The organism is Marinibium conchae (assembly GCF_015595035.1).
Taxonomy (GTDB): domain Bacteria; phylum Pseudomonadota; class Gammaproteobacteria; order Enterobacterales; family Alteromonadaceae; genus Glaciecola.
In genome coordinates this window covers 106,699-131,243 of sequence record NZ_JADNRN010000002.1, presented here as the reverse complement: position 1 = coordinate 131,243, position 24,545 = coordinate 106,699, and the positions used below count along the sequence as shown (strand labels likewise).

At 42.8% G+C, this 24,545-nt stretch carries 25 protein-coding genes; 5 read left to right on the top strand and 20 right to left on the bottom strand.

The window, feature by feature from the left end:
- Nucleotides 1-3 precede the first annotated feature (3 nt).
- The 5 genes from ISG33_RS08435 to ISG33_RS08415 all read right to left on the bottom strand — a co-directional run bounded on the left by ISG33_RS08435 (nt 4) and on the right by ISG33_RS08415 (nt 4,684).
- Entirely contained in the window at nt 4-471 is a 468-nt protein-coding gene (locus ISG33_RS08435) for a response regulator (protein ID WP_195733171.1), read from the bottom strand.
- A gap of 12 nt (nt 472-483) precedes the next feature.
- Nucleotides 484-1,974, bottom strand: a complete 1,491-nt coding sequence (locus ISG33_RS08430; protein WP_195733170.1) for a sensor histidine kinase — start codon at nt 1,972-1,974, stop codon at nt 484-486.
- On the bottom strand, nt 1,949-2,179 hold the full coding sequence (locus ISG33_RS08425) for a histidine kinase dimerization/phospho-acceptor domain-containing protein (RefSeq protein WP_195733169.1): 231 nt from the start codon (nt 2,177-2,179) through the stop codon (nt 1,949-1,951). The genes ISG33_RS08430 and ISG33_RS08425 overlap by 26 nt, the downstream gene beginning before the upstream one ends.
- Nucleotides 2,176-3,561 (bottom strand): sigma-54-dependent transcriptional regulator, encoded by a 1,386-nt coding sequence (locus ISG33_RS08420; RefSeq protein WP_195733168.1) that lies wholly within the window; start codon nt 3,559-3,561, stop codon nt 2,176-2,178. The genes ISG33_RS08425 and ISG33_RS08420 overlap by 4 nt, the downstream gene beginning before the upstream one ends.
- 205 nt (nt 3,562-3,766) lie before the next feature.
- The gene (locus ISG33_RS08415) at nt 3,767-4,684 is read right to left on the bottom strand and encodes a mechanosensitive ion channel family protein (protein WP_195733746.1); all 918 of its coding nucleotides are present in this window, start codon (nt 4,682-4,684) and stop codon (nt 3,767-3,769) included.
- 321 nt (nt 4,685-5,005) lie between these two features.
- Here ISG33_RS08415 and ISG33_RS08410 point away from each other — a divergent pair, with 321 nt between their 5' ends.
- Together ISG33_RS08410 and ISG33_RS08405 are read left to right on the top strand one after the other, a co-directional pair.
- A complete protein-coding gene (locus ISG33_RS08410) occupies nt 5,006-7,222 on the top strand; it encodes a glycoside hydrolase family 3 N-terminal domain-containing protein (protein ID WP_195733167.1) in 2,217 nt (738 codons plus the stop codon).
- Between the two features lie 133 nt (nt 7,223-7,355).
- On the top strand, nt 7,356-8,129 hold the full coding sequence (locus tag ISG33_RS08405) for a DNA/RNA non-specific endonuclease (protein ID WP_195733166.1): 774 nt from the start codon (nt 7,356-7,358) through the stop codon (nt 8,127-8,129).
- A gap of 138 nt (nt 8,130-8,267) precedes the next feature.
- Here the strand turns inward: ISG33_RS08405 and ISG33_RS08400 are convergent, their stop codons facing one another.
- The 11 genes from ISG33_RS08400 to ISG33_RS08350 all read right to left on the bottom strand — a co-directional run bounded on the left by ISG33_RS08400 (nt 8,268) and on the right by ISG33_RS08350 (nt 20,613).
- A complete protein-coding gene (locus ISG33_RS08400) occupies nt 8,268-9,101 on the bottom strand; it encodes a glycoside hydrolase family 11 protein (protein ID WP_229333509.1) in 834 nt (277 codons plus the stop codon).
- 139 nt (nt 9,102-9,240) lie between these two features.
- A complete protein-coding gene (locus ISG33_RS08395; RefSeq protein ID WP_195733165.1) occupies nt 9,241-10,134 on the bottom strand; it encodes a LysR family transcriptional regulator in 894 nt (297 codons plus the stop codon).
- A 35-nt stretch (nt 10,135-10,169) separates the two neighbouring features.
- Nucleotides 10,170-11,201, bottom strand: a complete 1,032-nt coding sequence (locus tag ISG33_RS08390) for a methionine synthase (protein WP_195733164.1) — start codon at nt 11,199-11,201, stop codon at nt 10,170-10,172.
- A complete protein-coding gene (locus ISG33_RS08385) occupies nt 11,198-12,172 on the bottom strand; it encodes a DUF1852 domain-containing protein (protein WP_195733163.1) in 975 nt (324 codons plus the stop codon). The genes ISG33_RS08390 and ISG33_RS08385 overlap by 4 nt, the downstream gene beginning before the upstream one ends.
- Before the next feature lie 368 nt (nt 12,173-12,540).
- Nucleotides 12,541-13,098, bottom strand: a complete 558-nt coding sequence (locus ISG33_RS08380; RefSeq protein WP_195733162.1) for a TFIIB-type zinc ribbon-containing protein — start codon at nt 13,096-13,098, stop codon at nt 12,541-12,543.
- 380 nt (nt 13,099-13,478) lie between these two features.
- A complete protein-coding gene (locus ISG33_RS08375) occupies nt 13,479-15,233 on the bottom strand; it encodes a class I SAM-dependent methyltransferase (RefSeq protein WP_229333508.1) in 1,755 nt (584 codons plus the stop codon).
- A 151-nt stretch (nt 15,234-15,384) separates the two neighbouring features.
- On the bottom strand, nt 15,385-16,314 hold the full coding sequence (locus tag ISG33_RS08370) for a hypothetical protein (protein ID WP_195733161.1): 930 nt from the start codon (nt 16,312-16,314) through the stop codon (nt 15,385-15,387).
- A 139-nt stretch (nt 16,315-16,453) separates the two neighbouring features.
- On the bottom strand, nt 16,454-16,849 hold the full coding sequence (locus ISG33_RS08365; protein WP_195733160.1) for a DoxX-like family protein: 396 nt from the start codon (nt 16,847-16,849) through the stop codon (nt 16,454-16,456).
- A complete protein-coding gene (locus tag ISG33_RS08360; protein ID WP_195733159.1) occupies nt 16,833-17,285 on the bottom strand; it encodes a thiol-disulfide oxidoreductase DCC family protein in 453 nt (150 codons plus the stop codon). The genes ISG33_RS08365 and ISG33_RS08360 overlap by 17 nt, the downstream gene beginning before the upstream one ends.
- A gap of 185 nt (nt 17,286-17,470) precedes the next feature.
- On the bottom strand, nt 17,471-19,234 hold the full coding sequence (locus ISG33_RS08355) for a tetratricopeptide repeat-containing diguanylate cyclase (RefSeq protein WP_195733158.1): 1,764 nt from the start codon (nt 19,232-19,234) through the stop codon (nt 17,471-17,473).
- Nucleotides 19,235-19,602: 368 nt separating this feature from the next.
- A complete protein-coding gene (locus tag ISG33_RS08350) occupies nt 19,603-20,613 on the bottom strand; it encodes a helix-turn-helix domain-containing protein (RefSeq protein ID WP_195733157.1) in 1,011 nt (336 codons plus the stop codon).
- Nucleotides 20,614-20,717: 104 nt separating this feature from the next.
- Here ISG33_RS08350 and ISG33_RS08345 point away from each other — a divergent pair, with 104 nt between their 5' ends.
- The 3 genes from ISG33_RS08345 (at nt 20,718) to ISG33_RS08335 (ending at nt 22,692) form a co-directional block, all read left to right on the top strand.
- Nucleotides 20,718-21,122 (top strand): rhodanese-like domain-containing protein, encoded by a 405-nt coding sequence (locus ISG33_RS08345; RefSeq protein WP_229333507.1) that lies wholly within the window; start codon nt 20,718-20,720, stop codon nt 21,120-21,122.
- Nucleotides 21,123-21,168: 46 nt separating this feature from the next.
- Entirely contained in the window at nt 21,169-21,414 is a 246-nt protein-coding gene (locus ISG33_RS08340; RefSeq protein ID WP_195733155.1) for a DUF1272 domain-containing protein, read from the top strand.
- 180 nt (nt 21,415-21,594) lie between these two features.
- Nucleotides 21,595-22,692, top strand: coding sequence for an acyltransferase family protein (locus ISG33_RS08335; RefSeq protein ID WP_195733154.1), 1,098 nt, complete (start codon nt 21,595-21,597; stop codon nt 22,690-22,692).
- Nucleotides 22,693-22,724: 32 nt separating this feature from the next.
- On the opposite strand, the gene ISG33_RS08330 is transcribed toward ISG33_RS08335, so the two are convergent.
- The 4 genes from ISG33_RS08330 to ISG33_RS08315 form a co-directional block, all read right to left on the bottom strand.
- The gene (locus ISG33_RS08330; RefSeq protein WP_195733153.1) at nt 22,725-23,240 is read right to left on the bottom strand and encodes a tellurite resistance TerB family protein; all 516 of its coding nucleotides are present in this window, start codon (nt 23,238-23,240) and stop codon (nt 22,725-22,727) included.
- A 19-nt stretch (nt 23,241-23,259) separates the two neighbouring features.
- Complete coding sequence (locus ISG33_RS08325) at nt 23,260-23,454, bottom strand: hypothetical protein (protein WP_195733152.1); 195 nt, start codon at nt 23,452-23,454, stop codon at nt 23,260-23,262.
- Between the two features lie 270 nt (nt 23,455-23,724).
- Nucleotides 23,725-23,883 carry a hypothetical protein gene (locus ISG33_RS08320; RefSeq protein ID WP_195733151.1) on the bottom strand — a complete coding sequence of 53 codons (159 nt, stop codon included), beginning with the start codon at nt 23,881-23,883 and terminating at the stop codon, nt 23,725-23,727.
- Between the two features lie 172 nt (nt 23,884-24,055).
- On the bottom strand, nt 24,056-24,541 hold the full coding sequence (locus ISG33_RS08315) for a hypothetical protein (RefSeq protein ID WP_195733150.1): 486 nt from the start codon (nt 24,539-24,541) through the stop codon (nt 24,056-24,058).
- Between the last annotated feature and the right edge of the window lie 4 nt (nt 24,542-24,545).

Below are 24,545 nucleotides of genomic sequence, written 5' to 3'. Positions count from 1 at the left end.
CTCTTAGTGGCGAACAAAAGAGGGAACAGATGCACACTCAAACCAGAAATCATTAAACTGCTTCATCATATTTACCATCGTTGAAAACTCGGTAGGTTTAACCATGTATGAAGAAGCTCCCAAGCAATAACCTTCGTTGATGTCATCGCTTTCGGCACTGGTTGATAATATCACAACAGGTATACTCGACAGCCTAGTGTCGGCCTTGAGCTGCTTCAGTGTTTGCCTACCATCGAGTATGGGCATATTTAAATCCAGCAGGATCACGCTGGGTAGATCTGTTGGCGCTTTGTCGCGATATTGGCCTTCGCAACGCAAATAATCCAAAAGCTCTTGCCCATCGGCGACCGTATGACAACTATAGCTTGCACCGGCCGCTTCCATTGCATCTTTGGCTAACATCCGGTCATCCTCATCATCATCAGCCATCAATATTAGATTCGGCTCATTGGTTTTTGTATGTAATGACATAGCTCTTGTCCTTTATGTTCGCTTAACACTGTTAAGAAAATTGATAGCCGGCAAAACTACAGTGATTACCGCACCCTCACCTGGTTTAGCTGACGCATGAATGTATCCATTATGGCGCTCTACAATGCGACGGCATATTGCCAAGCCAATACCGGTACCTTTGAATTCGGTTCTCGAATGTAAACGCTGAAAAGGAGCAAATATCTTTTCCGCATGTTCAGGGTCAAAGCCAATGCCGTTGTCGCTAATTCTGAATTGAAGCCAGTCGCTTAGGCCATCAATGTCAACTTCAGCAGGTTGCTCAACCTTAGTTACGCTTAACCCCACTAGAGCTTGCTGATTATGCTGTGAAAACTTTATTGCATTCGCCAGTAGATTGAAAAATAGCTGTTGCATTTGTGTGGGATCTGCCGATATTGACGGTAGTGAATCAATACTAAGCTCAACCCCAGATTCTTCAATTAGAACGTTTAAGTCATCAAGGCAATCGTTAACAACAAGCTGTAAGTCAACAGTCTGAAAATCTTTACCCTTAGTATTTACTCTGGAAAATTCTAGTAGATCGCTTATCAACTTACTCATTCTAGCTGCCGCGCTTCGCATACGCTTCAGGTAGTCGACTTGCTTTTCAGACAATGCATCGGACTGCGACTCTAGCCTGTCACCGAAAGCCATGATTTTCCGCAGCGGCTCTTGCAAATCATGAGAGGCAACAAAGGCAAAATCTTCAAGCTCGCGATTGCTTCTACTAAGCTCTTCAGAATAGAGTGAAAGCTCCTGAGTACGCTCTTCTACTGCAGCATGTAAACGCTTGTTTTGACTCTCTATTTCTTGCTGTCTAAGGTGTTGGTTTTTTAGGTTTACCCTCACCAACAAGAAGAGCCCGAACACCAATATTAAGGTGGTAAACAACGAAATAACTAAATTACGCTCAGAATCATTGCTCACCATTTCAAGTTCTAGTATCTGGCGCTCTGATATCTGTTGTTCCTTTGCTTTCAAGCGTTGAATAATTGCATGTACTTCGCGATACAATTGCAAACCTTTATCAGACTCGACAATCTCAATAGCTTGCGATAAATCCTGTTGTTTAGCCTTACGCACGGCTCTTTGCATTTCTGCGAGCTTCAGATTAACAAGTTCAATCAGTTCTTTAATTAGCGCTTTCTGAGAATCGTCAGATGACTCAAGCGCAATTAACTGTTTGGTAACTTGATCAATATTGGTAATCGATTTGTTATAGTGCTGCAAGTAGGGACTGTCTTCAGTAAGTAAGAAGCCGCGCTGCCCCGACTCCACCGTAAGAACCTGTACATGCAATTGTTGCAGCAGATTAACGATTTTAGTCGACTTTCTGATTTCCGACTGTAAATCCGACAATTCGAGTATCGTAGCCCGACTCAAATAACTATTAACACCAGCTAATAGCAAGAATACCACGAGGATAAACCACCACGTGGAGCCTGAACTTTTTCCCTCAGTGAGATTGATTTGATTGGTCATTATTTATCTCTTCAAACAAATCTTGTAATTGCTCACTGCACTCTTTTGCTGCCGCGATAATCTTTAATGCTGCCGTATCTAATTTTTCATTAGGCAGACCAGAGTTCGACAGTGGTTCAATTAACATTCTAATAAGCTCAGCTTGCATGCTAATGGTGTTGAGGGGTTTGCGAATATCGTGTAACTCTTTTTGATATTTGCTCATACGCTTTCTCCGTACGCATTCAACCTGTTATACAAAGTCTTGGTAGATATGCCTAGCATTTCTGCAGCACTAGTCTTATTTCCATCTACTTCATCGAGCGTCGCAAATATTAGCGCCTTCTCGACTTCTTCAATGGTTTTTCCTGCCTCCAGTGCCTTGCCGTTGTCGTGACTATGGCTGGCTTGAGAGAAAGGCGAGGCAAAAGAATCTGGCAATTCGATTGTTTTACCGCCGGGCTCAGCCATGATGAAGGCACGATGCAGAGTATGCCTTAGCTCCCTAACGTTTCCGGGCCAATCATGTTGGGTTAAACGATGTAGCTGGGCATCGGTGATAGCATATGCTTCACCATGTTCGGCATTTAAGTGTTGCAAGAATGTCGCCACTAGAAGCGGAATATCTTGTTTTCGCTCTCGCAAGGGAGGAATGTCTATCGGGAAAACGGCAAGACGAAAGTAGATGTCTTCACGTAAAATATTTTCTTTTGCAATCTCGTCTAGTTTTCGGTTTGTCGCGCTCACTACTCTGCAGTTAACAGGGATTTCTTGTGTGCCCCCAACTCTATTCAAGCGCTTAGTTTCTAGCACTCTCAATAAGTTAGGCTGCATATCTATGGGCATTTCAGTAACTTCATCAAGAAACAAAGTACCATCTTGTGCACGCTCAAAAACGCCTTTCTTCTGACCGATCGCCCCAGTAAAGGCCCCTTTTTCATGCCCAAATAATTCACTACCTATGAGCTCTTTCGACATGCCACCGCAGTTCGTCGTAATAAGATCGCCTTGGTTATCACTTGCGTTATGAACAGCCTGCGCAACTAGCTCCTTTCCTACGCCGCTTTCCCCCATTAACATTACGTTTGCAGAGCTACGAGCAACCCGCTCTATCATCTTATATAGCTTTTGCATAGGCGCAGACTCACCCACCAAGCAATCAAAGTATCGTTTGGGCTGTCCCATGGCTATGTCAGACTGAGCTTGAACTACACCCTTTGTTACTGACTTTTTACTACCTGCTTTTAATGGCGCTTTTTTCTTTTGCAAGGCCCGCTCAATATCTTCGCGCTCTATTGGTTTCATAAGATAGTCGACGCTAGGCCCAGCAATGCTGCCAATCGCTGTTTTTATCTTTGGATTTCCGGTAATAAATGTGCATTTGGGAAGGCGTGAGGCCTTCTTTGAGAGGTGTTCAAAAATGTGTAACCCACTGCCGTCGGGCAACATAAAATCAATAAAAACATGGTCGTATTCGTTGTTGTCTATCCACTCTTTGGCGTCTTCAACAGAATGAGCTATCGACACAATATGCCCGAGGAACTCAATGATATGAGCAGCTACCTCAGTAAAGTCCTTATCGTCGTCTATTAATAAAATCGATTTCACGTATATTCCATTTATGTAAGTGCTAAGCGCAAGATAGGAGGCCAATAGTTAAGTGTAGACCATTTTTGAAGCATCCTCTAAATGGCGTTATCAAATTGGCAATTTAGGTGCATTTTTGGTCCACTGGCAACCACGATTATTTACCATAAAACAGAAGCTTAGGATCAAATAGCGCTGAGCTTGATATCAGCGCTATTCAGTTTACTTAGTTTGCGTTACTTACACTAGATTGAGGCTTCGACAGCATGGTATTGAGCTTTTCTCCCCCTTTCGCCCCAAAATCCAATGTTCGTATTGGGAAAGGAATGAGAATGTCATTTTGTGCCAACGCTTGATGGATGGTATGAACTGCACCGTGGCGAGCCTCCATAAAGCCCGGTTCGCCGGGATAATCTATCCAAAACCAAACCAAAAGATTGACCGAACTGTCGCCAAAGCTTTCGGCATAAACGGCAGTCTCGTCATGGTCAATCACGAACGGCTGCTCATTAATTGCGTCTACGATTACTTGTTCTGCTTGCATCACATCGTCGGCGTACGAGATGCCTACAGGGATTTCTATCCGGCGTCTGCCAAGAGTGGAAAAGTTGGTGACGATATTCCTAAATAAAATTTTGTTGGGCACAATTTCTAGCTGACCATGGAAGGTTTCAACTATTGTGTTTCGTAAATTAATCGCTTTCACCGTTCCAAATACACCATTTGCTTTCACCACATCGTCAATTTGAAAAGGTTTACGAATACCCATCGCAATACCTGCAATCAAATTTTCGGTCATGTCTTGAAAGGCAAAACCGATGGCCAGCCCGATGATACCCGCACCAGCAAGAAGTGATGTAACCGTACCTGTAAGCCCGAGAAACTCTAATGCAATGAAAACACCAGCGATAAAAACAATAACTTTGAATATTGCACTCAATAAATCCGCTATTTGTTTCGACTCGAATAGGCGATGCAGTATGTTAGACACGATACGCGATGCGATTCGGGCGATTACCGCAAATATCATGACTATTATCAGCGCCACAACCATATTTGGCAGGTGTTTAATCGCTGCTTCAATCCACGATTCTATTTTGCCGTGGATAAGCTCCCAAAACTGATTCACTATTTCAAATTCCACCATGTACTCCAGTTATTAGAATTGTCTTTTAGATGAGTGATTAGGAGATAGCAAGTAACAAGCCAGCAGCTAGTTAATTGTTTTTATTAAATAAAATTTCTATTACAAGCACTTCGACATGTTATTTTTGTAATTTTTACAGGGTATTTTGAGTATAGGAATGCTTAGCAATACTTGGCGAAAATGATAAGAAAGGCTATCGTGCTTGAAAGTTTGCACTTAGTCATTTTTCTGAATGCCTTTACGAGTTTTTATTATGTTTTCTGTTTTTTAGCCGTGATAGCGTATCGAAGGTATCCATCCATATTTTGAGGCGAAAGCATGAGTTATCAGCGCGTAAACCATACTAATGAAAAACAAATTGAAGAAGTGCTTGCTACGCTTAGCCTTGAGCAGAAAATTGGTCAACTCAACCTTATTCCTATCGAAGGCGAAGTCACTGACGAGCAACGTGAGCTTATCGCACAGGGAAAAGTCGGCAGCGTTTTAAAGTCTAACGGTGCAAAACAGAATAAAGAGCTTCAAGAAATCGCGGTGAACAATGGCGTAGTTCCCATTCTCTTTCAAGAAGATGTGATTCACGGTTATAAAACCATCACACCAGTACCGCTCGCTGAAGCAGCATCATGGGATTTAGAGCTAATTGAACAAGCCGCAGCGGTGGCAGCAAAAGAGGCGGCTGCCGCTGGTATCCACCTAACTTATGCACCTATGGTTGATATCAGTCGCGATCCTCGCTGGGGTCGCATACTCGAAGGCGCAGGCGAAGATCCTTACCTCGGTGCGCTAATTTCTGAGAAACGCGTACGCGGTTTTCAACAAGCAAATGATAAACAAGAAGAACGCGTTCTAGCCACAGTCAAGCATTTTGCTGGCTATGGCGCTTCGCTAGCAGGGCGTGATTACAATATTCAAGACATATCAGAACGAGAGCTTCGCGAAATACACTTACCGCCATTTCAAGCCGCTGTTGATGCTGGCGTATCGAGTGTGATGCTCGCTTACACTGCTTATGATGGCACTGCGCTAACAGCCAACCAGTTTTTGGTGCAAAAGGTGTTAAAGGATGAGCTTGGCTTCAAAGGCTTGATTATGACTGATTGGGAGACCATACCCAACCTACTAAAAATCGGTGCTGCTGAAAATATCCGTGAAGCAACACAAATGGCTATTGAGAATTCGGTTGATATGGACATGACCTCAAATGCCTATATCGACAACTTAGCCGAGCTGGTTGCATCGGGCACGGTTGATGAGGCCTTGATAGACGAAAGCGTTCGTCGAGTATTGCGTTTAAAACAACAAGTAGGTTTATTAGACGCCCCCTTCTTATACTTCGATGAAGCCCGCGAAAAAGCCACTTTACTATCGCAGGAAAGCAAAGACACTGCACTAGCAATAGCGCGCAAAAGCATGGTACTGCTTGAGAATAAAGCTGCGCTGCTACCGCTTGATAAAAGCGATGAAAAACTCAAAAAAGTTGCTGTTATCGGGCCCTTTGCAAAAGCTCAGGAAGATTTAAATGGTTGGTGGTTTGCCATGGGCAAGGGCGAAGATACGCAAAATATTTTTGACGCAATAGCAGCAGAGTGTTCCGGATTCGATATTGAAGTCACCTTTTCTCAAGGCGTGAGTATTAGCAAGTTCGATAAGGTGGGAGAAGAGTTTATTACCGAAGCAGTGAAGACTGCCGCGGCAGCAGATGTTGCGATACTCGTGCTAGGCGAAGAGCATTGGATGAGTGGTGAAGGTGGCGGCACTGCGTCGCTTCATTTGCCTGGCCTACAAGAGCAACTAGTTGAAGCCATTAGCGCAAGCCTTACACCCGTAGTCAGTGTTATTGTATCAGGTCGTCCGTATGTGCTAACGAATGTGGCCAGCAAATCGACCGCTTTACTACAAGCTTGGATGCCAGGAACGATGGGCGGGAAAGCGGTTGCCGATATACTTTTTGGCAACTACAACCCAGCGGGCCGCCTACCTGTTACTTTTCCATATCATCAAGGCCAAGTGCCTATTTTCTATAACTACAAACGCACCAGTCATAGCTTCGATGCAGGTGAAAAAGACTTACGCTATACCACCACCTACCGAGACGTGCAGTCTGAGCCTTTATATCCATTCGGCTACGGCTTAAGTTACTCTGAGTTCGTTTATTCAGCGCCTACCCTATCAGCCACTTCAATGACAAAAGATGGCAGCATTGAATTGTCTGTCACAGTTGAAAATAGCTCTGCGGTTGATGGGGTAGAAACGGTTCAGCTATATATTCGCGACGAAGTTTCAAAAGTTGCCCGCCCCTTTATGGAGCTTAAAGACTTTCAACAAGTTACTATTCCAGCGGGTAAAAGCCTTACATTATCGTTCACGATTACCGCAGAAAAACTCGCCTATATAGGCCCGAATTTGCAGTCATGTGTGGAGACGGGAATCTTCACTGTGTTCGCAGGTCCCAACTCCTATCTGAAAGGAACGTCAACAAACTTCACCATAGAAAAGCCGCAGGAAGCTTACGCAGCCCAATTTAGATTCGTATAAAATATAGACTAATGACGTAACTTTTTTGTCATAAAAAACCTGTACTATGGTACAGGTATTGGCATCTGTTTAAGTAGTCATCTGTGTTGTCAGTACAACAATAAAAACTATAAACGTACTCGACAGGATGATTATGAAAAAACTAATAGCATTGGTGCTTTCGGTGAGCGCTTTTTCTGCGTTCGCAAACACCCACTGCAGCACACTCGGCTGCCCAACAGGCGCACCATCAAACAATGATGTGATTGAGCGCAGCATATATAAAATGAGCAGTAATCGCTCTACCAAACTGACTGATTGGGTTGCTTATAAAGTAACTCCTAACACTATCGACGGCCCTAGTCGCTCAAGAAGCTGGCGCGCCGATCCGGCTATCAGCAGTCGTTACACCCTTGAGCCCGACGATTACAGGGATGCTAATGCTGTTATTCGCACCGACCGCGGTCACCAAGTGCCACTCGCCAGCTTTAGTAATACAGCCGACTGGTCGCAAACGAATTATTTGTCGAATATCACACCGCAAGCCTCAAATCTTAATCAGGGCCCGTGGGTGAGATTAGAAAATGCGGTGCGTGCCCACGTAAGAACAGGCGAATCGGTATACGTGATTACCGGCCCATTATATGAGTACTTTTTTGCTAATTTACCCAGAGCGAACGAGCGCCACACCGTTCCCTCGGGTTACTTCAAGGTAGTCATGACAATTTCTAACACTGGCTGGATAGAGGCATCTGGCTTCATTATGGAACAAGATGCTGGTCGTCGCGATGATTTTTGTCGAACAGAAGTGACCATAGATGAAATCGAAAGTCGTACAGGCTTAAATTTATTGCCTGCGATGCCGAGTTATATCGAACGCTCTGTTGAAAGACGCCTAGGCGGTATGACAAGAGAAATGGGCTGTTAAGTTGCGATAGCCTAGTGTTATTGCCTTATGTTATTGCCAGATGAGTATTCGCTACTATGCTATAAAGTCTGAAAGGACAGCGAATAACGCCGACAAACACAGGTTGAAGGCCCAACAGTGCCTTCAACCTTGTTGCTATTACTTTATTCCAGCATCCCATACCTTGCCAGCACCAACACCATCATAAGCGGGGTTAAATACTTCGACTGCCATAACTTGATATGTAGGATCGTCGCTAGCATCGAAGTTGTTCATATCAGGCAATATCCAACCTGATTGCTCCCATGCCTTTACATGATCAGCAAACACAATCTGATATTCTTTCCCTAACTCTCGCTGAGTTAACGGCTTGCTCCAATATTGATAAAAAGTAGAGGTACTATTAATTGAAGGCTTCTCTTCGCGGATGGTACGGTAAGTAATATACTCAACACCATTGCTCTCAAAGCTAATACCAGCATCGCCATTATTAGTTGGGTCGGTTATCCAACGCTGCAATATGTAATATTCAACCAAGTGGGCGGGGTCATCTTTTGGCATGTCTTTATCATAACCCCAACCATATAAAGTGATGTAGTTAGCGCCACTGTCTGCATCAAAGCGATAAGCAATCACACGATTTTCATCACCATAGTGCCAACCTGGCCCACCAACATAATTGTAGCCGCCTTCAGTCCACTCGACGCTGAACTCGCCGTTGATTTTCAAATCGAGCGTTGTGGTGCCACCATCTTTCCAATGCGTAAAGAAAAACTCCCCAACATGGCCAGTAGCATGATTTTGTGTGAGTACGGTGTCTTCTGTATAACGCTGAGTGTAGGCTTTGAATTTGGTAATTTTTGTTGCGGATTGATCAACAACAGGCTCAAGCCGCTGTTGAGCTTGCGCCTCAGTGTCGTTTTGCCCAGAGCAAGCCCATAGCATGGAGAAGCTCAATGCCAAAGCGCCTGTGCGTAGATGTGATGCTTTCATGTGTTGCCTTGTGGATAGAATAGTTTGTATCAGCTTAGTTGAACAACAGCTGCCGATAAAGCTCGTTTTTTTGGAATGGTTTTATGATTTTTGGGATGCAGTTCTATTAGCTTCACAGGCTCAGCGCTGGGTTCTTGGGCTAGGTACTTGGCCTAGCCTTTTTTGCTTGCTCAATGAAGCCGGATAAGTAATCAATGTCTTGTTCGCTTTTACGAATACCCACAAAGATTTGTTTTTGAATACCCAACTCTCCAAAGCGAACACTCTTTATGGGCATTGATTTGGCATATTCGTCTACCAACCAACCAGGAAGCGCGCAAATGCCTCTACCCGCAGCCACCATTTGCAGCATGATTTCGGTAGTTTCTATCACTTTATGCTTCTTAACGCTACACTTTGCTGGATTCAAAAACTGACTGAAAATATCTAATCTAAGCGGTTCAACCGGATAGCTGAACAATACCTCATTTGCTAACTGCTCTGGTACCGCGTAATCCTGCTGTGCCAGGTGATGAGTGTCTGAAACAACTAACCTGTGCTCATAGTCAAATACCGGAATGTAGTCTATTTGTGGTTTATACAGTGGGTCGGGTGTAATAAGCACATCAATCTCATAACTTAACAAAGCACCCAATGCACCAAACTGAAATGCTTGCTTAACATCCATATCAATATCTGGCCACTGTGCTAAGTAGGGCTGCATTACTTGAAGTAACCATTGGTAGCAGGGATGACATTCCATACCAATTCGCAACGAGCCCATTTCTCCCTTAGCAATTTGCTGAAGCTGCAATTCGGTGTATTTGAATTGTGGTAACACTCTGTTAGCAAGGCTTTGAATACGCTGGCCTGCATCGGTTAGGCGTAAAGTCCTCCCCTCTTTTACCCAAATCGGCGTAGCAAGAAGCCCTTCTAGCTTTTTAATGCTGTGGCTGAGCGCTGATTGCGAGAGATATAGAGCATCAGCGGCTTTGGTAAGCGTGCCGTGCTCCTTAATCGCTGTGAGAATTTCTAAGTGGATCCGTTCCAACATATATTTGGGTGCCTTAAGCTAACCTGAAAAGCATATTAGCGTGTTTCTAGCTCCTTGCGCACTATTTCTGCACCTGCCGACAGTGCAGCAAGTTTGGCATTCGCTAGTGCCGAGGGTAGCGGTGCCATACCGCAGTTAGTGCAAGGATACAATTTGTCGCTGTCAACGTACTGTAGCGCATTTCGCAAGGTAGCGGCTACCTCTTGAGGTGTTTCAATCGCAGTACTCGCCACATCAATAGCTCCGACCATTACCTTTTTACCTCGGATCAGTTCAAGTAATTCAAGCGGCACATGAGAGTTGTGACACTCTAGAGAAATGATATCGATATTTGATTCTCTAAGCTTTGGAAATATGGCTTCGTACTGCCGCCACTCACCGCCCAAAGACTGCTTCCAGTCAGTGTTGGCTTTGATGCCATAGCCATAACAAATATGCACCGCAGTTTCACATTTGAGCCCTTCGATTGCCCTTTCTAAGCAAGCAATTCCCCAGTCATTTACCTCATCGAAGAAAACGTTAAATGCCGGTTCATCAAACTGAATAATGTCGACGCCAGCGGCTTCAAGATCTTTCGCTTCCTGATTTAGAATTTTTGCAAACTCCCACGCTAGTTCCTTACGACTTTGATAGAACTCGTCATAGAGAGTATCTATCATCGTGAGTGGGCCAGGCAATGCCCACTTAATCGCTTGAGTGGTTTGTTGTCTGAGAAACTTAGCGTCTTCAACAAATATGGGCTTTTTCCTCGATACTGGGCCAATGACAGAAGGCACACTAGCATCATAACGATCGCGAATTTTAACGGTTTTACGCTTCTCAAAATTCACGCCTTCTAGGTGCTCAATAAAAGTGGTTACGAAGTGCTGCCTAGTTTGCTCGCCGTCACTCACTATGGTGATATTTGCTTCTTGCTGATCCTGCAAAGCTGCAAGCAATGCGTTCTGCTTTCCCTTCAGCAGATCGTTTCCAGCCAGCTTCCATGGCGACCATAGCGTTTCAGGTTCAGCAAGCCATGATGGTTTAGGCAAGCTGCCAGCGGTAGATGTAGGTAGCAAAATAGTCATATCGACCACTCCTGAAGTAAAGAGGCATAAGGTTTAATAAAGTGTTGTTCAGCAAACTTGCCCTGCTCTATTGCGAGCCTGCTGCGCTCTTCTCGGTCGTACACGATTTGAGTGAGCGAATGATCTTTGTTTTTCAAATTCGGCTGATAGCGATTCCCTGCAGGTGCATTTGCGTTGTAAATTTCTGGGCGATATATCTTTTGAAAGGTTTCCATGGTGCTGATGGTGCTTATCAGCTCTAAGTTGCTGTAGTCGTTTAGCAGATCACCAAAAAAGTAGAAGGCGAGAGGCGCAACACTGTTGGCGGGCATAAAGTAGCGTACCTGCAGGCCCATTTTTTTAAAATATTGCTCAGTTAATGAGGATTCATTAGCACAATATTCAAAACCAAGTACTGGGTGCTGATTTTCTAGCCGCTGATATACTTTAGTGTCGGATACACTCAGACAAATAACCGGTTTCTTCTGAAATTTTTGCTTGTAAGCATCTGAATTAACGAAGTGTTTGAAAATTCTACCGTGTAGCTCACCAAAGTTATTAGGCACACTGAATTGCTTTTGCGCTTTATTATGTGCAAACAACAAAATACTAAAATCGTAATCGCGCAGATAAGACGAAAAGTTATTCCCGACAATACCGTTAATTCGTTGTTTAGATTGGTGGTCGATAATGCTCGTTTGCAACACTTCGATAGAAGGAAAAGCCTCACTGTGTGCAGATACTGCAATATCAACCGAGATGATGTTTAGCTCAACAGAATAACGGTCTGCGTTTGGATTGTCCCACGACGCTAAAGCATTAAACCGATTATCAATCATTTTCAGTGCATTGCGCAGGTTCTGCTGGCGATGCTGACCTCTGGCCAAATTCGCGAAATTAGTGGTGATGCGGGTATTGTCTGAAGGTTGATAGTGCTCATTCAAACATGCGCTTTTTATCTTATAAGTAAACTCGGTAGTGGCTGTGCTCATGTTCTATATTCCGATTGAATGCCGAGTAGTTGTTGAAACATCAAAGATTGAAGCACTCGGCGCTAAGGTGAATGCAAGACTACCGAGTAGATACGATGAATAAAAATGGTTTTATTTCATTGATTGATGAGTTTTATTCATATTAAAAATTGACCTAGCCAATTGGGGTAACATGCCCTCCCTTTTGAAAGGGCATGTGAGGTGTTAATTAGCGCTGCAAAATCACTGGCATCGAAATCCAAAGGGAGGGGGTACCTTTCTTCCCTAGCTAAGCAATACCTGCACAATACCTAGCTTCCAACTCAATAGCTGGAACTATCAAGCGCAATGATATCGGAATGTGCTACATGCTCTAGCATGTCCGCATTTTATTCAGAAGCAGAATACGGATTTTCAGCTAACAAATAAGAGCGAAGGTCTGACTTTTGAGGTTGCGAATTCAACCACTCTCTTATCTCTTTTACTTTTGCATAGTTATCTTCACCAAATTTGCTCTCATAAATGTCAGCAAAATTATTAGTACTGCTCTTTTCACGTATTTTGTTTTGCCAACTTTGAGTCAGAACATTGTTTAGCGTGCCAGCTATGCCCTCGGCTTTTAACAACTCCCATTCACCACTGTCTAACCAGATACCGCCAACCGCATTGCTATAATCAATACGATGGCTTGTTTTAGCAGACACCTTAAACTTACGCATAATAGAGCCAGTAATTGGACAAAGAAGCGCGGACGTAGTATCTGCGGTATCTTCCTCTGACCATTCAGAGCATTCTTCAAATTCATGCTCTGGGTTCTTCTCTTTCCAGGTAACAAAGTCTTCAACTAGTATCCAATTTCCACCACAATTATTGCAGGTGTGTGCTCGAAAGAGTCCATCGATGAAACTTGGCTGTAACAACCCTTTTTTACAACTTGTACAATTCATAATTTACCCTTTTCAAAATTCAACCTTCATTCCACCTTAGCGATATATAAGCATGGGCCCCACTATAAACAACCGATACACGCGTACCATCAAGGTTGTTTATTGCGGGTTAGCTCTCTCTAAATGACCATTATTACGCCATCATTGTTTTGAACTTAATATAGCATTGGAATGCGCGTGATTTCCATATCGGGTGAAATTAGCAAGCCGAAGCCGTATTTGGCAATAACAAACTGTTTAGTGAAGTGTGGGAAGTTCATATTGCTATGCTAACTCAGTTTTGTGAAAACAAAAAATATCGTGAACCTCAGCTAGACCTTCGTCGTTGATTGATGAGTTTTGTTTATATGAGTAGGTAACAGTTGGAAACTCTAAATCATTTATCCCCAATCTGCCAGCTGCTGAGTTTCTTTTATTCTGCTTCGCTGCGCTAGCATTGCTTCAAAGACAGAATCAAAATCAGTATTTTGCGTACCTAATTCAGGTAAGGCCATATTCGCTTGTGTAAAAAACATTGCTTGGTCGGTTTTCCATGCCTGTTGCCAAAAATACATCACTTCGTCCTTTGAATCTAGCAGGCGCGCTTCTGTAATTAGTTTGTCTGACTTATTCCGATTAATGGTTGGTTTTGTCGGCACTAGGTTCCACAAATCGTTATTTGGCCAACGCGCGAACGGAAAAGTATGGTCAATATCGAAGTGTTTATGCAGTTTGCTTTTGCTCCACGTACACACAACACCCTGTTCTTTTTGCAATACGGAGACGCGTTGCTTCACTTTGTCGGTTGAGCGCGTTTTATCCTCCCATCTCAGTGCTTGATGATAATCATTCAAACTGAAAGGGCGGCCTGTTTTCCCCTCAAAGCCCTGCATCACCCTAACCCATTCATTAACTAGAGCTGGTTCAATCCAACAACTGTAATCGCCAAGTGTTCGCCATATATCTCTTGGAACATAGAAAGTCCCTAAGCCCATCAAATAACTATTATCTAGTAGAAGGCTATGCTCAGGAGCCTTGCTTCGCGAACGCTCTACTTCAAAAACACATTTGTCGGAGCCCGGCAGTGTAATGTATTTGGCAGGCATATTTTTTATTGTGCTGCTGATGTCCAATAACGTAGCATGAACAGCTTTGTGATTATGTGTGTACAACGCCCCCACAAAAATATCATTATTTGTAAGAGCGCTAAGTTGTATCCAACCTGACTCCTTTACGAAACCCAATCCTTTATTAGGGTTTGAGTTTTGCGGCATATTGAAATTATCAATGAGGGGCTTGAATAACTTTAACCAATACATTGCCACTAAGCCCAATGGAATGGCCACCATCGAGCTTGTTGACTTTGAATGAATAACAGCACCTGAATGCCCTTCAGCAATGCGCAAGATAGAACGAAGTAGGGCCACTTTGTAAGTTGCCGCTTTAGCATCGTTAATCACAATATTCCGCAACAACGGAAACGCACCGGTGCCATCGTCGGGCAGACTGAGTATCACGGTTTCCCAACTCACATCTTTGCGATTTAACTTATCTGCGTGAGATTTTTGCAGCAATGCTTGAGGAGGCAGGCTAAAAATTAAACCATACTCGCGGCTCAACTGCCTCAACTCGTCAATCGACACAGGGTAAGCTATTCTGCCATCTTTAAAGACACCATGGCGCAAGGTGAAGACAATTTTCCCTTTTGATGCAAGCAGCGCACTGAGTATACGAATGCACTTTCGTCGCTCAGAAAGTGGAATGTGCATCCATACTGCACTGAGCAGAATAACATCAAACTTAATACCGAACTTTCTCACTTCGCTCAACGCCGGCAAGGAATCCTCTAACCACCTTATCGAATAACTCGGAAAGTTTTGCCTAGCTTGGTCTAACATTGGCTTTGATTTATCAACTGCAACAACGCTATAACCCACATCAGCCAGATACGCTGCGTCTCGGCCAACACCAGTACCAACATCGAGAGCATTCAGCGAGCCTTCTTTAGCATTTAGACTAGGAATAGAAGAAAGCCACATTTCGTGAACATCCTCCGCTTTTACCGATAGGTACTGAGCGTTTAACTCGCTAACATTGTTATTACTTTTATAGAAAGCGTCATTACCCGCCATGGCGTCAGTCCGTTTTTGCTTCATGAATTATCAGTATGCAATAGGTAGGAGTTGAAAGCTATCAGACAAAAAACTAACATCATCCACGACTTCAACGGCAGTTACTCTATGTACACGCATGATATTGTGATGAGTAAGTGGACGCGGCAACTATGTTTAACAGCGCGCACTCATACTAGGGCGTCTTGGATAGAAGCCATAGAGTTTTGTCGTCGTTTACACACTGTAACCACTTGCCATTAATACCCAGATTCGCCTTCGACCATTTGCCACTGGCTATCTTTACGGTATCGCCGAAACATAAGTCATCGCCTTTGCTATTGTTTTTAGCATTGGTTTTAAGAATTTTCCATTGCTGCTTTCGGTTATCTCGTTTTTTATCATAATAAACGTTGCCAATATCGCTGCTATACATGAAATGATAGCCTTTTGTGGCAACAGTGCGATCGCAAGTCTCTATTCTAACAAGCATATTATTACTTAGTTTTTTACCTGACCAAGCCCATATTTTATGACCTGCGCCGCCTGTATTACCGATGGTGGCACATGGCCAATTCAGGTGAGTTTGAGGGTCGCCAACCACCGTTTTTGCGTGTTTAAGCCACACTTTCACCCCAGGTGTGATTTTCTCTCTCACCGGTGGAGCGGGTTCTGGGTCGGATATATGGCCAGACTCATCCACCGTAATGGATGCTTCTGAACGCGGAACAGCATCAGCAATAGCACTCACTTTATTGGTACGAATGGATATATAGTAAATTCCTTCATCACCCTTTCGGGCAAAAGTATTTCGAGAATTAGCGGCTATCTCAAGTTCGCCTGCCACGATGAACCCACTCCATTCGTAGCTCACCTCTTGATGGCTTTCGTAGTATGCTCGCAACTTTGATTTGTATTCTGACTCTGCCTTATAGCCAACATCTATCGGAATTTCAGGAATAGGGCTTTTTACGTTCCCACTGATCATGAAACGATAATATTGTTCAAATTCTGTTTCCGCAATGGTATGGGTTTTGGTGCCAATAACGTGAGACTGGTTCTCAGCTATCACAACCCATATGGGCGTATTCATCTCATTAACGATTTCTACACTTTGAACAGTCATTGGCTTTCCTTAGATTTTGATGAGCTATAACGCGTGCGTTAATTGCAGCAGAAGCGATGACTTAAATATACATTGGCTAAAAAATGAACACAAGTAACGGGCGTAGTAAGGTTGAGAAAGGAAATAAAAGCAAAAAGAGCTAGTCGCTCTGTCGCTTCTCTTGAGTATTCAATATCAAATAACAAAAGCCGAGCCCCAGCATATTTGTAGTAACTGGGTTAAATGCCTCGATCAGATAGCTTGGACTTGCAATACAAACATAAAGTAACAGGGCAACTAAGAGGCCTGCGGCCACATAGATAGGAATTAGGGACTGTCGCCACAGTATGATTGAAAAGCCTAATAGTATTTCAGCAACGCCAGCCAATGGTGAAGCTATAGAGGCTGGTATACCTGCACCACTAATTTCGACTAAGTGGATTTCAACTTCGCTCAACCACAAAATTTTGGGTACTAGACCATGATAAATAAACAAAAAACCTAGTAATAGTCTGCTAACAGTAGAGATATGAGCGAGCTTATTTTTCTGCGTCAAGGAAGCGCGCCTCATGGTCAGGTGATGGTAAAACACAATACTCATATTTGCCAAACAAACGATATCGATTCAAAGCAATGCGGTCGTACATCCAATTCCGAAAACCCGTAGGTAGGATTCGAAAAATACAAATTGCTTTAAAGGGGTAACCCAGTTTTGCCATCACTTCAAAGAAGGCATCACTTTGCTGGAAGTGTTTTTTGCCTTGCACATAAAGCATCGTTTCGTAAAAATCGGCGGGAAAACCAAAATGGCGAAGAATCGCTTTCCCCTCATCCGATTGCACACTACACAATTTGAAAACATGTTGCTTGTCGTACTTGATAATAAACTTACTCCACGCATTGCAGAGCTTACAAACACCGTCAAAAAGAATGACGTTGTCGGCCGGACCGACTTTGGGCGGAAACGCTTCTGAATCTTGGCAAGCAGTCATTATCGTAAATTTCCATATTAGGGCAACACACTTCTTACTATGTATTGTACGCTATTTTTCTTGTGTCGTGCTTTATTGTCGTCTCACCTTGCTGAACTAGATTAAACGCATTGGTTTGAAGGAGTTTACAAAGATCAAACAAAAGTAACGAGTTTGCAGCCATCATTTTGATGACAAAGAGTGGATTAATAAACTATTTTATTTCTACCACTTTCCTTCGCTAAATAAAGCTTCTCATCTGCCAAGGCAATAAGTGCGTCCAGACTTTCAGGCCTTCTGCCGTCAAATTGTTCTACGCCGCCACTAAAAGTAACATTGTGAGGGTTTGGTAGGCCTTCAATAATGGCTTTTGCAAAGTTACTCTTAATTCTATCTAAAACCGTTTGTGCTATTTCTTCATTAGAGTTGGTGATAACGAGCAACCATTCCTCACCACCATAGCGGCCATAACCATCTTCTGGCCTCAGAGACTTTTTGCATGCCTCTGCGAAAGCAACTAAAACAGTATCACCGAGATCATGTCCATAAGTGTCATTTAGATTTTTAAATTTATCTAAATCAAGTAAGCAAATAGAAATAGGATTATTCAATTTTCTTACGCTTTTATAACTGCGTTTTGCAAAAGAAAGTATCGCGCGTCTATTCGGACTTTTAGTGAGATGGTCTCTGTGTGCCATTGCTTTAAAATCGTTTCGCAATAAAATTTGCCGATATAATGCAAAGCCAATAATGATTAGTAAGACTAAGGCCAAAGCAATGATGAGCCCCCACAACCATTCTTGCTTTTCTTTTTGAGCAATTACAAGCTGCTGAAATTCGGCCTTTTGAATCAAGCGCCGATTTTCATTTTTTTGTGTCTCAACATCAAGCTGAATGCTCAGTTTATTAATTTCTTTCTTAATTTTCTCCTCATGGTCAGCATAAATTAGCGCAGTATTATCAGTGATGAGTTCGTAGGCTTGTTCAAAATTATTTTCCAGAGCACTTAGCCTTGCTTTTAATAAATTAACTCTAATCTTATTGTCACGACCCGGAAAGGATTCCAGTAATTTTTCACTGCGTGGCATTAAGGTCTTAGCAGATTCAGCATCACCGATGCCAATATAAGCAGTTAACAGGCCATTTACGATATTAAATATCGCTTGCTTTCTAGAGCTTTTTTCAAAGTCAGGAAGGATAGTTTTATAAATATCAATTGCTTGATCCCAATTCCCTTCTGCTATAGCTAAATCTGCCAGACCTCGTCTAAGCCAAGGTGCACTATTCGTATCACCGATTTCCTCGCAAATTTTTAAGCCTTCGTTAAACGATTGTCTTGCACCTTCATAGTCTTGATTGCCTGTTTGGGCTTGACCAATATTATACAATGTGACGATTTGCGTATACTTTGCATCTTTCAATTGGCTGTTCTTTAATGAGCGTTGATAATACAGAATCGCATCGTCAAAATTCCTCATTCTGACATTAACATTGCCGATTGCATTCATAACGACATCTAAAAAGCTCAGGTCATCAATTCGTTCTGCAATTTGGTAGGCCTTTAACAAAGAATCTAATGCATTGGCGTAATCAGTCACTTTTGATTGTGCTCGTCCTACTGCCAAGTAGACGCTGCCAGCCAATCTCTGATTTGGCAGTCGCTTAGCAGTATCAAGAAGTGTATTGAATTGATCATAAAGCGCTTTTGTTTGCCCATCTTGTTCAATTATTCTGAGTTTGACTAGGTCGAGTCGAACTTGCAGAGTTTCGTTTTCCGTTGCAAGCGCATTCGGATAAATGAGGCTTAACAGAGCCTCTGCTTGTGGGAATTTATTGATGCTCGCAAGCTTTTCAACTTTAAGCGTCGCAGCGGATAAATAAGCTGATTGCCATTCAGACTCTTGACTGAGTGCTATTAACATATCCAGCTCATCGATAATGTCTAGTGGCGTTTTTTGTGAATCAGCCATGAGAACTTCAAGATGTGTTTCGAGCTCCTTCTCTGTTTTGCCTTGAAACGAATCAGCACCGTGAACTAGTCCTGCCGAAAATACAAAGCTTAGAAACAACAGAAACAGCGATAGTCGAAGACGATATTTATTGGAGAATATTCGGGACATAGTGGTTAGTCAGTATCATTTTTATACTATTTCTATTAACGTTATCGTCCAATATCAACAAACGTTCAATTATTATCTACAGTTGACTGCCAAAGAGAGCAATAGCCCAGCTCAAAATACTGCTAACACAGGTGTTAATATCGCTGGTAACAAAGGTAACTACGAAAAGTGTCATTTGCAATTTTTAGCTAGGCTCTGATTAAAAAATCGAACTTCGTCTATAGTCGATCCGAAAAGGTTTCGCGGTACTGAGTCGGGCTAGTTTTCAATAGAAGCCTGAAGTGATGTCGCAAACTTTCTTCACTGCCCATCCCACACTCATTTGCAATTGTTTTTATTGGTAGAGATGTGGTTTCCAAAAGCTCGCGGGCCCGCTGAATTCGTAATTGTGCTAAATATTTTGTTGGCGTTGTGCCAAGCAATGATTTAAATGTGCGCATAAAGTGACGTTCACTCATGCTAACTAGGTCGGCCATTTTTTTAACCGTATAGCTTTGTTGAAGATCACGTTCAATCGTACTAAGCAACGTGGAGAATCGGTCTCTGGGCGAACTTGTCGCAGGTGCCGCAGACGGCGGTACGAACTGAGCTTGACCTCCCTCGCGGTAGGGCGCAAACACCAACTGCCTAGCATAGGCATTGGCCACATGTTGGCCAAAGTGTTGAGCAACAATATAGAGACACAGATCCAGTCCAGCGGCGCTTCCCGCGGAAGTCAGAATTTGCCCGTCATCACAAAACAAGGTGTCGCGATCAAAATTCGCCGTCGGAAACAGTCGTCTAGCCTCGTCAATATAGCGCCAATGCGTTGTCGCTTTTCTGCCATCCAGTATTCCGCAATAACCGAGCAAAAATGCGCCTGAGCAAATCGAGGCGACAGTCTTACCTTGTTCGATAACAGATGTAAGTGCTTCCTTTAATACTTTTGAGGGTTTCACCTGCGCCCCACTCCACCCTGGCAATATAACCAGATCAGCAGCGGCAAGCTCATCGAGTCCTACCTGTTTCACATTACTTAAACTGCCAAGTGTAAGCTCATGCGTCTTACCATCGTATTGGTTACACACTGATACTTCGTAGTGTGCAAGGTCAAAATCGATTTTCGGCTGCGCAAAAACCTCAAGCGCACAGGCAAACTCGAACACACAAAGATTGGGGTATGCTAGTAGAGATACTTTCTTAGGCGCATTCGCGCTTGATGATTTTGAATTGTGCAGTGATGGACCCATAACAGTTAATTTGGCAGGATTTTAACGATAATAGACATTATGCCAAGTTGGTTTTCACTCTACAATAGTAATCACTAAAATGAAAAGAGGTTGCTTAAATGAATATGGTGCTAAAACACGATCCCTTGCCATCCCAAGAAGCGCTGGCTCATTTTGAAAGGCGGTTACGGTATGAAGCTGACTGTTGGGACACGCACGAAGCAATGCAACAACCTGACCCTGGCTTTGTGTTGTTAGATGTTCGAGCCCCAACAATGTATGACCAAGCCCATATTCCAGGTGCGATCAATTTGCCGCATGGAAAAATTGTTGGGCGCAAACTTGCTCAATGGCCAAAGGATACTTTGTTTGTGGTGTATTGCGCTGGCCCACATTGCAATGGCGCCAACAAGGCTGCCATTCGGCTGGCCCAACTAGGCCGTCCTGTTAAAGAGTTGATTGGCGGCATGACCGGCTGGGCTGATGAGGGGTTCGAATTTTCCAATAGCACGGAGAGGTCCGAAGGGTGAACTCTTTGTTATTGGTAGTAGTGCCCCCAAAAATAGGAATTAAGGTATGTTAGAGATTAGACCAAACTGTGAATGTTGTGATAAAGACCTATCACCAGAAGCTAGTGACGCCATGATTTGTAGTTTTGAGTGCACCTTCTGCCAGATTTGCGTTGAAAACGTGTTGGCTCATGTTTGTCCAAACTGCGGTGGTGGTTTTGTCTCAAGACCTATTCGTCCAGCGGATAAGTTAACTAAATATCCTGCATCAACCAAACGAATCTTTAATGAGGATTGCTTACACAAGATTTAATCACTACTGCACTTAAATTAGAATTGGAGGAGAATTTTCCAAATTACTTTACTATGATGTTGTGGGTCGGCCTGTAAAAAAGGTGCTTGAGCACCAAAGGTAAAACTTACTTTCACAGTGAGCGCTGCAGGCTAATAAGGTAAACTCACGCGGTAACTACCGCTATTTAGTTAGGTTTGAATGGAATCGCAAAAACGCTATACCGAAATTGACTATCTGCGTATCGTTTTGATATTCGCCGTGTTTTTACACCACTGCTTGATGCCATTCAACGGTGACAACTGGCACATAATGAACAATACATCTAGCAAACTGTTAGACGACATTATGGTGTATTTTGAACAGCTACGACTTCCCTTACTTTTCTTTATAGCGGGTTCAGGTTCTTATCTACTTTTAGAGCGCTTGTCGAATCACGATTTCATATTCGATAAAGCAAAACGCTTACTGCTTCCGCTTGTTATCGGAGTATTGTTTGTTGTTCCGCCACAACATTACTTTGAGTCACCTGAAAACTTCCCTTCTTTTTTATCAGCGTTGCCAGAATTAGTGTTAAGACTAGACAGTAATCATTTGTGGTTTATTGAATTTCTTTTGTTGTTTATGGTGTTGGCGATACCCGTCAAATATGTCATTGCCAAACTAAGCACGCTAAGTCGGCGTGTGCTCGCTAATTTTAAGTTACTGCCTTATCTATTGCTCAGTTTTGGCATCATCCTTGGGCTGACAAGGGTGCTTTTTGAGAAGGCAACTGATGCAGAGGGTCACAGCTTGCATAACCTTGCTCTTTCTGGCTTCTACTTTTTATTGTTTGTGCTGGGTATGTTTTTTATTAGCCATAAATCGATTTGGTGTTCACTTCATCAATTTAGGCGTGTTTTCTTGGGTTGTTTCATAACAGTTTCGATAGTTTTTTATGCTTACTACTTTCCAGACTATAGTGCCTATTTCTCTTTGCAAACTCGTTGGTCGATTTGGTGGTTTGTATGCACTCTATTGACTTGGACCGGTTTGCTCACTGCGTTATCCTATGCTCAGCGATATCTTCGAAAGTCTACTTCATTATTGATCCTCGGAAATAGACTAATTTTTCCTTTTTATATATTTCATCAAAGCGTGATCGTGGCTGTGGCCTACTATGTAGTGCATACTGACTATGCGTTACCTATTAAGGCTTTAATAGTAACGCTGGTCAGTTTGTTAGTCACAGTTCTGATATGCCGATATATTGTTTATCCGTTTAAGCCAATGCGGTTTTTATTTGGCTTGAAATACTAAGCGATTCGAACGTGAGCGTCCCGTAACCCCACCTAGTCTTTGATTGGTATTGCCTTAGTAATTTTTTTTATGAGCTTTATCTGCGCTTCAGACGGACTACCATCAACGCTGGCTATGATATCAAGCATAGACAACACCGAATGGACTTGTTCATCGGTGAATGACTCTGCGGTTCTTGCGAGCACACGACTTGGGTTATCCAGCACATCATCACCGCGGCCAAAAATATGTACACTTGAGCCAAACAAGTCAGTGGCTTGTTTCTCGCTTAGCTTTAACTCAGACTGAAACAATTCGAAGATTTTATCTTTTTGCGCTCGTGTAATATCACCATCAGCTTTTGCAACAGCCACCATGAACAAGGCTGCCACATCTAAAGGGGATTCTAAGGTGTAAGCAGGATGCATTTGATATTCTTTGCGAAATTTCCGACGTCGAGCCCAACTAAAAGGGTTCAACCAGCCAACATCGATACCATTCTCTTGCAAGCGATTTGCAAGTATCAAAATAGTTACCAGCGCGCCCAAAACGCCTAAAATAATATGCATAATACTTCCTTGTTAATTGTCAGCTGCGCTGCTCTAGTATTTCTACCTTTCGGGTCTCAAACCCTTCATTAAAGCCTTCGAAAAATGGTTTTGCAGCAAACGCCGCCACTAAACACAGAGATCCCACTAACAAAATTTTTCTACTACGCTTTTTGTAAGCAACGGCAGTCAAAACCAAAAACAGCACAAGCATGACAACTTCAAAATTGTACATTTTATTTCCTTATAAATTTCGTCATAAACGACTTTAGCCTTAGCATCCACCGCAACGATCATTTTTTTACGAGAACCTCGCTTAGCGAACGAGTCCTTGTTCATCTATCTCTATTATACATTGAAAAAGGCTACCATTGTCACCTATATTCTCCAACACCCAACATGGCATTTAATACATCGATGAGACTTGGTGCTCCCCACTCCCATGTACCCTCAACGATAAAGTAGCGTATGCCAACTAACCAGATCAAACTATTGATCACGCCGACTATTGTGTAGTGGATAAAAGCACTGTTTTCATGAACGAACCGTTCTGCAGCTCGCCGCTTAATTTCAGTGATACTTGCAACTGAAAAGACTCTTTTGGATTTAACACCGATTCATAGTGAGAGATGTGGTTTGGTGTGTGCTTTGCTGACTTAGTCATCTTTATAATCATCCTGAAAAAGGTGAAGCCTTAAGCGCTGCACTGAAGGAAACAAATGTACCGGCAGCCTTCAAGCAGTCATTTGCTAAAAAGTTAAAGTACGTAAAATCCGGCGCTAGCGCTGTCTTGTTGCTTGCCGAGACAGGATAATACCTCATAACACGAGGGGTAACTACTTTATGGCAAGACCGGATATATGCGAGACAAATTCATTCCTTTGCTTTGGGTTAAACAAATAGTAGCTAATCTTCACTTTATTATTGTCAGAGTCGCTTAAGACTATTTTCTTATTCAAGAGGCCCGAAATTTCATAGCTAACCGTTTCATTTAAATTTACCGTAGTTTCATTTGAACCCAACGATACTTCTACACCTTTAGATTTTAAGGCAATCTTAACACTCGATAATCGCGGGTGGCGATCAAAAACAAATAGCCAAACAGAGAAAAAGAACGCTGCAAGTGTATATGCGACCATAAAATAGAAAGCAGTTGTTTGGGAGCTTTCATCAAGAAAAATAAGCGACAGCAAATAAATAGGAATCCCAATATACAAAATTTGATTTGTAAGAAATGAGTGAATAATTGTGCGACATTCAGATGGCTTAATTTCTAATTTTAACATTTTTGCGTTGTCTAATTTCATTTCATCGTTGTTCATTTTC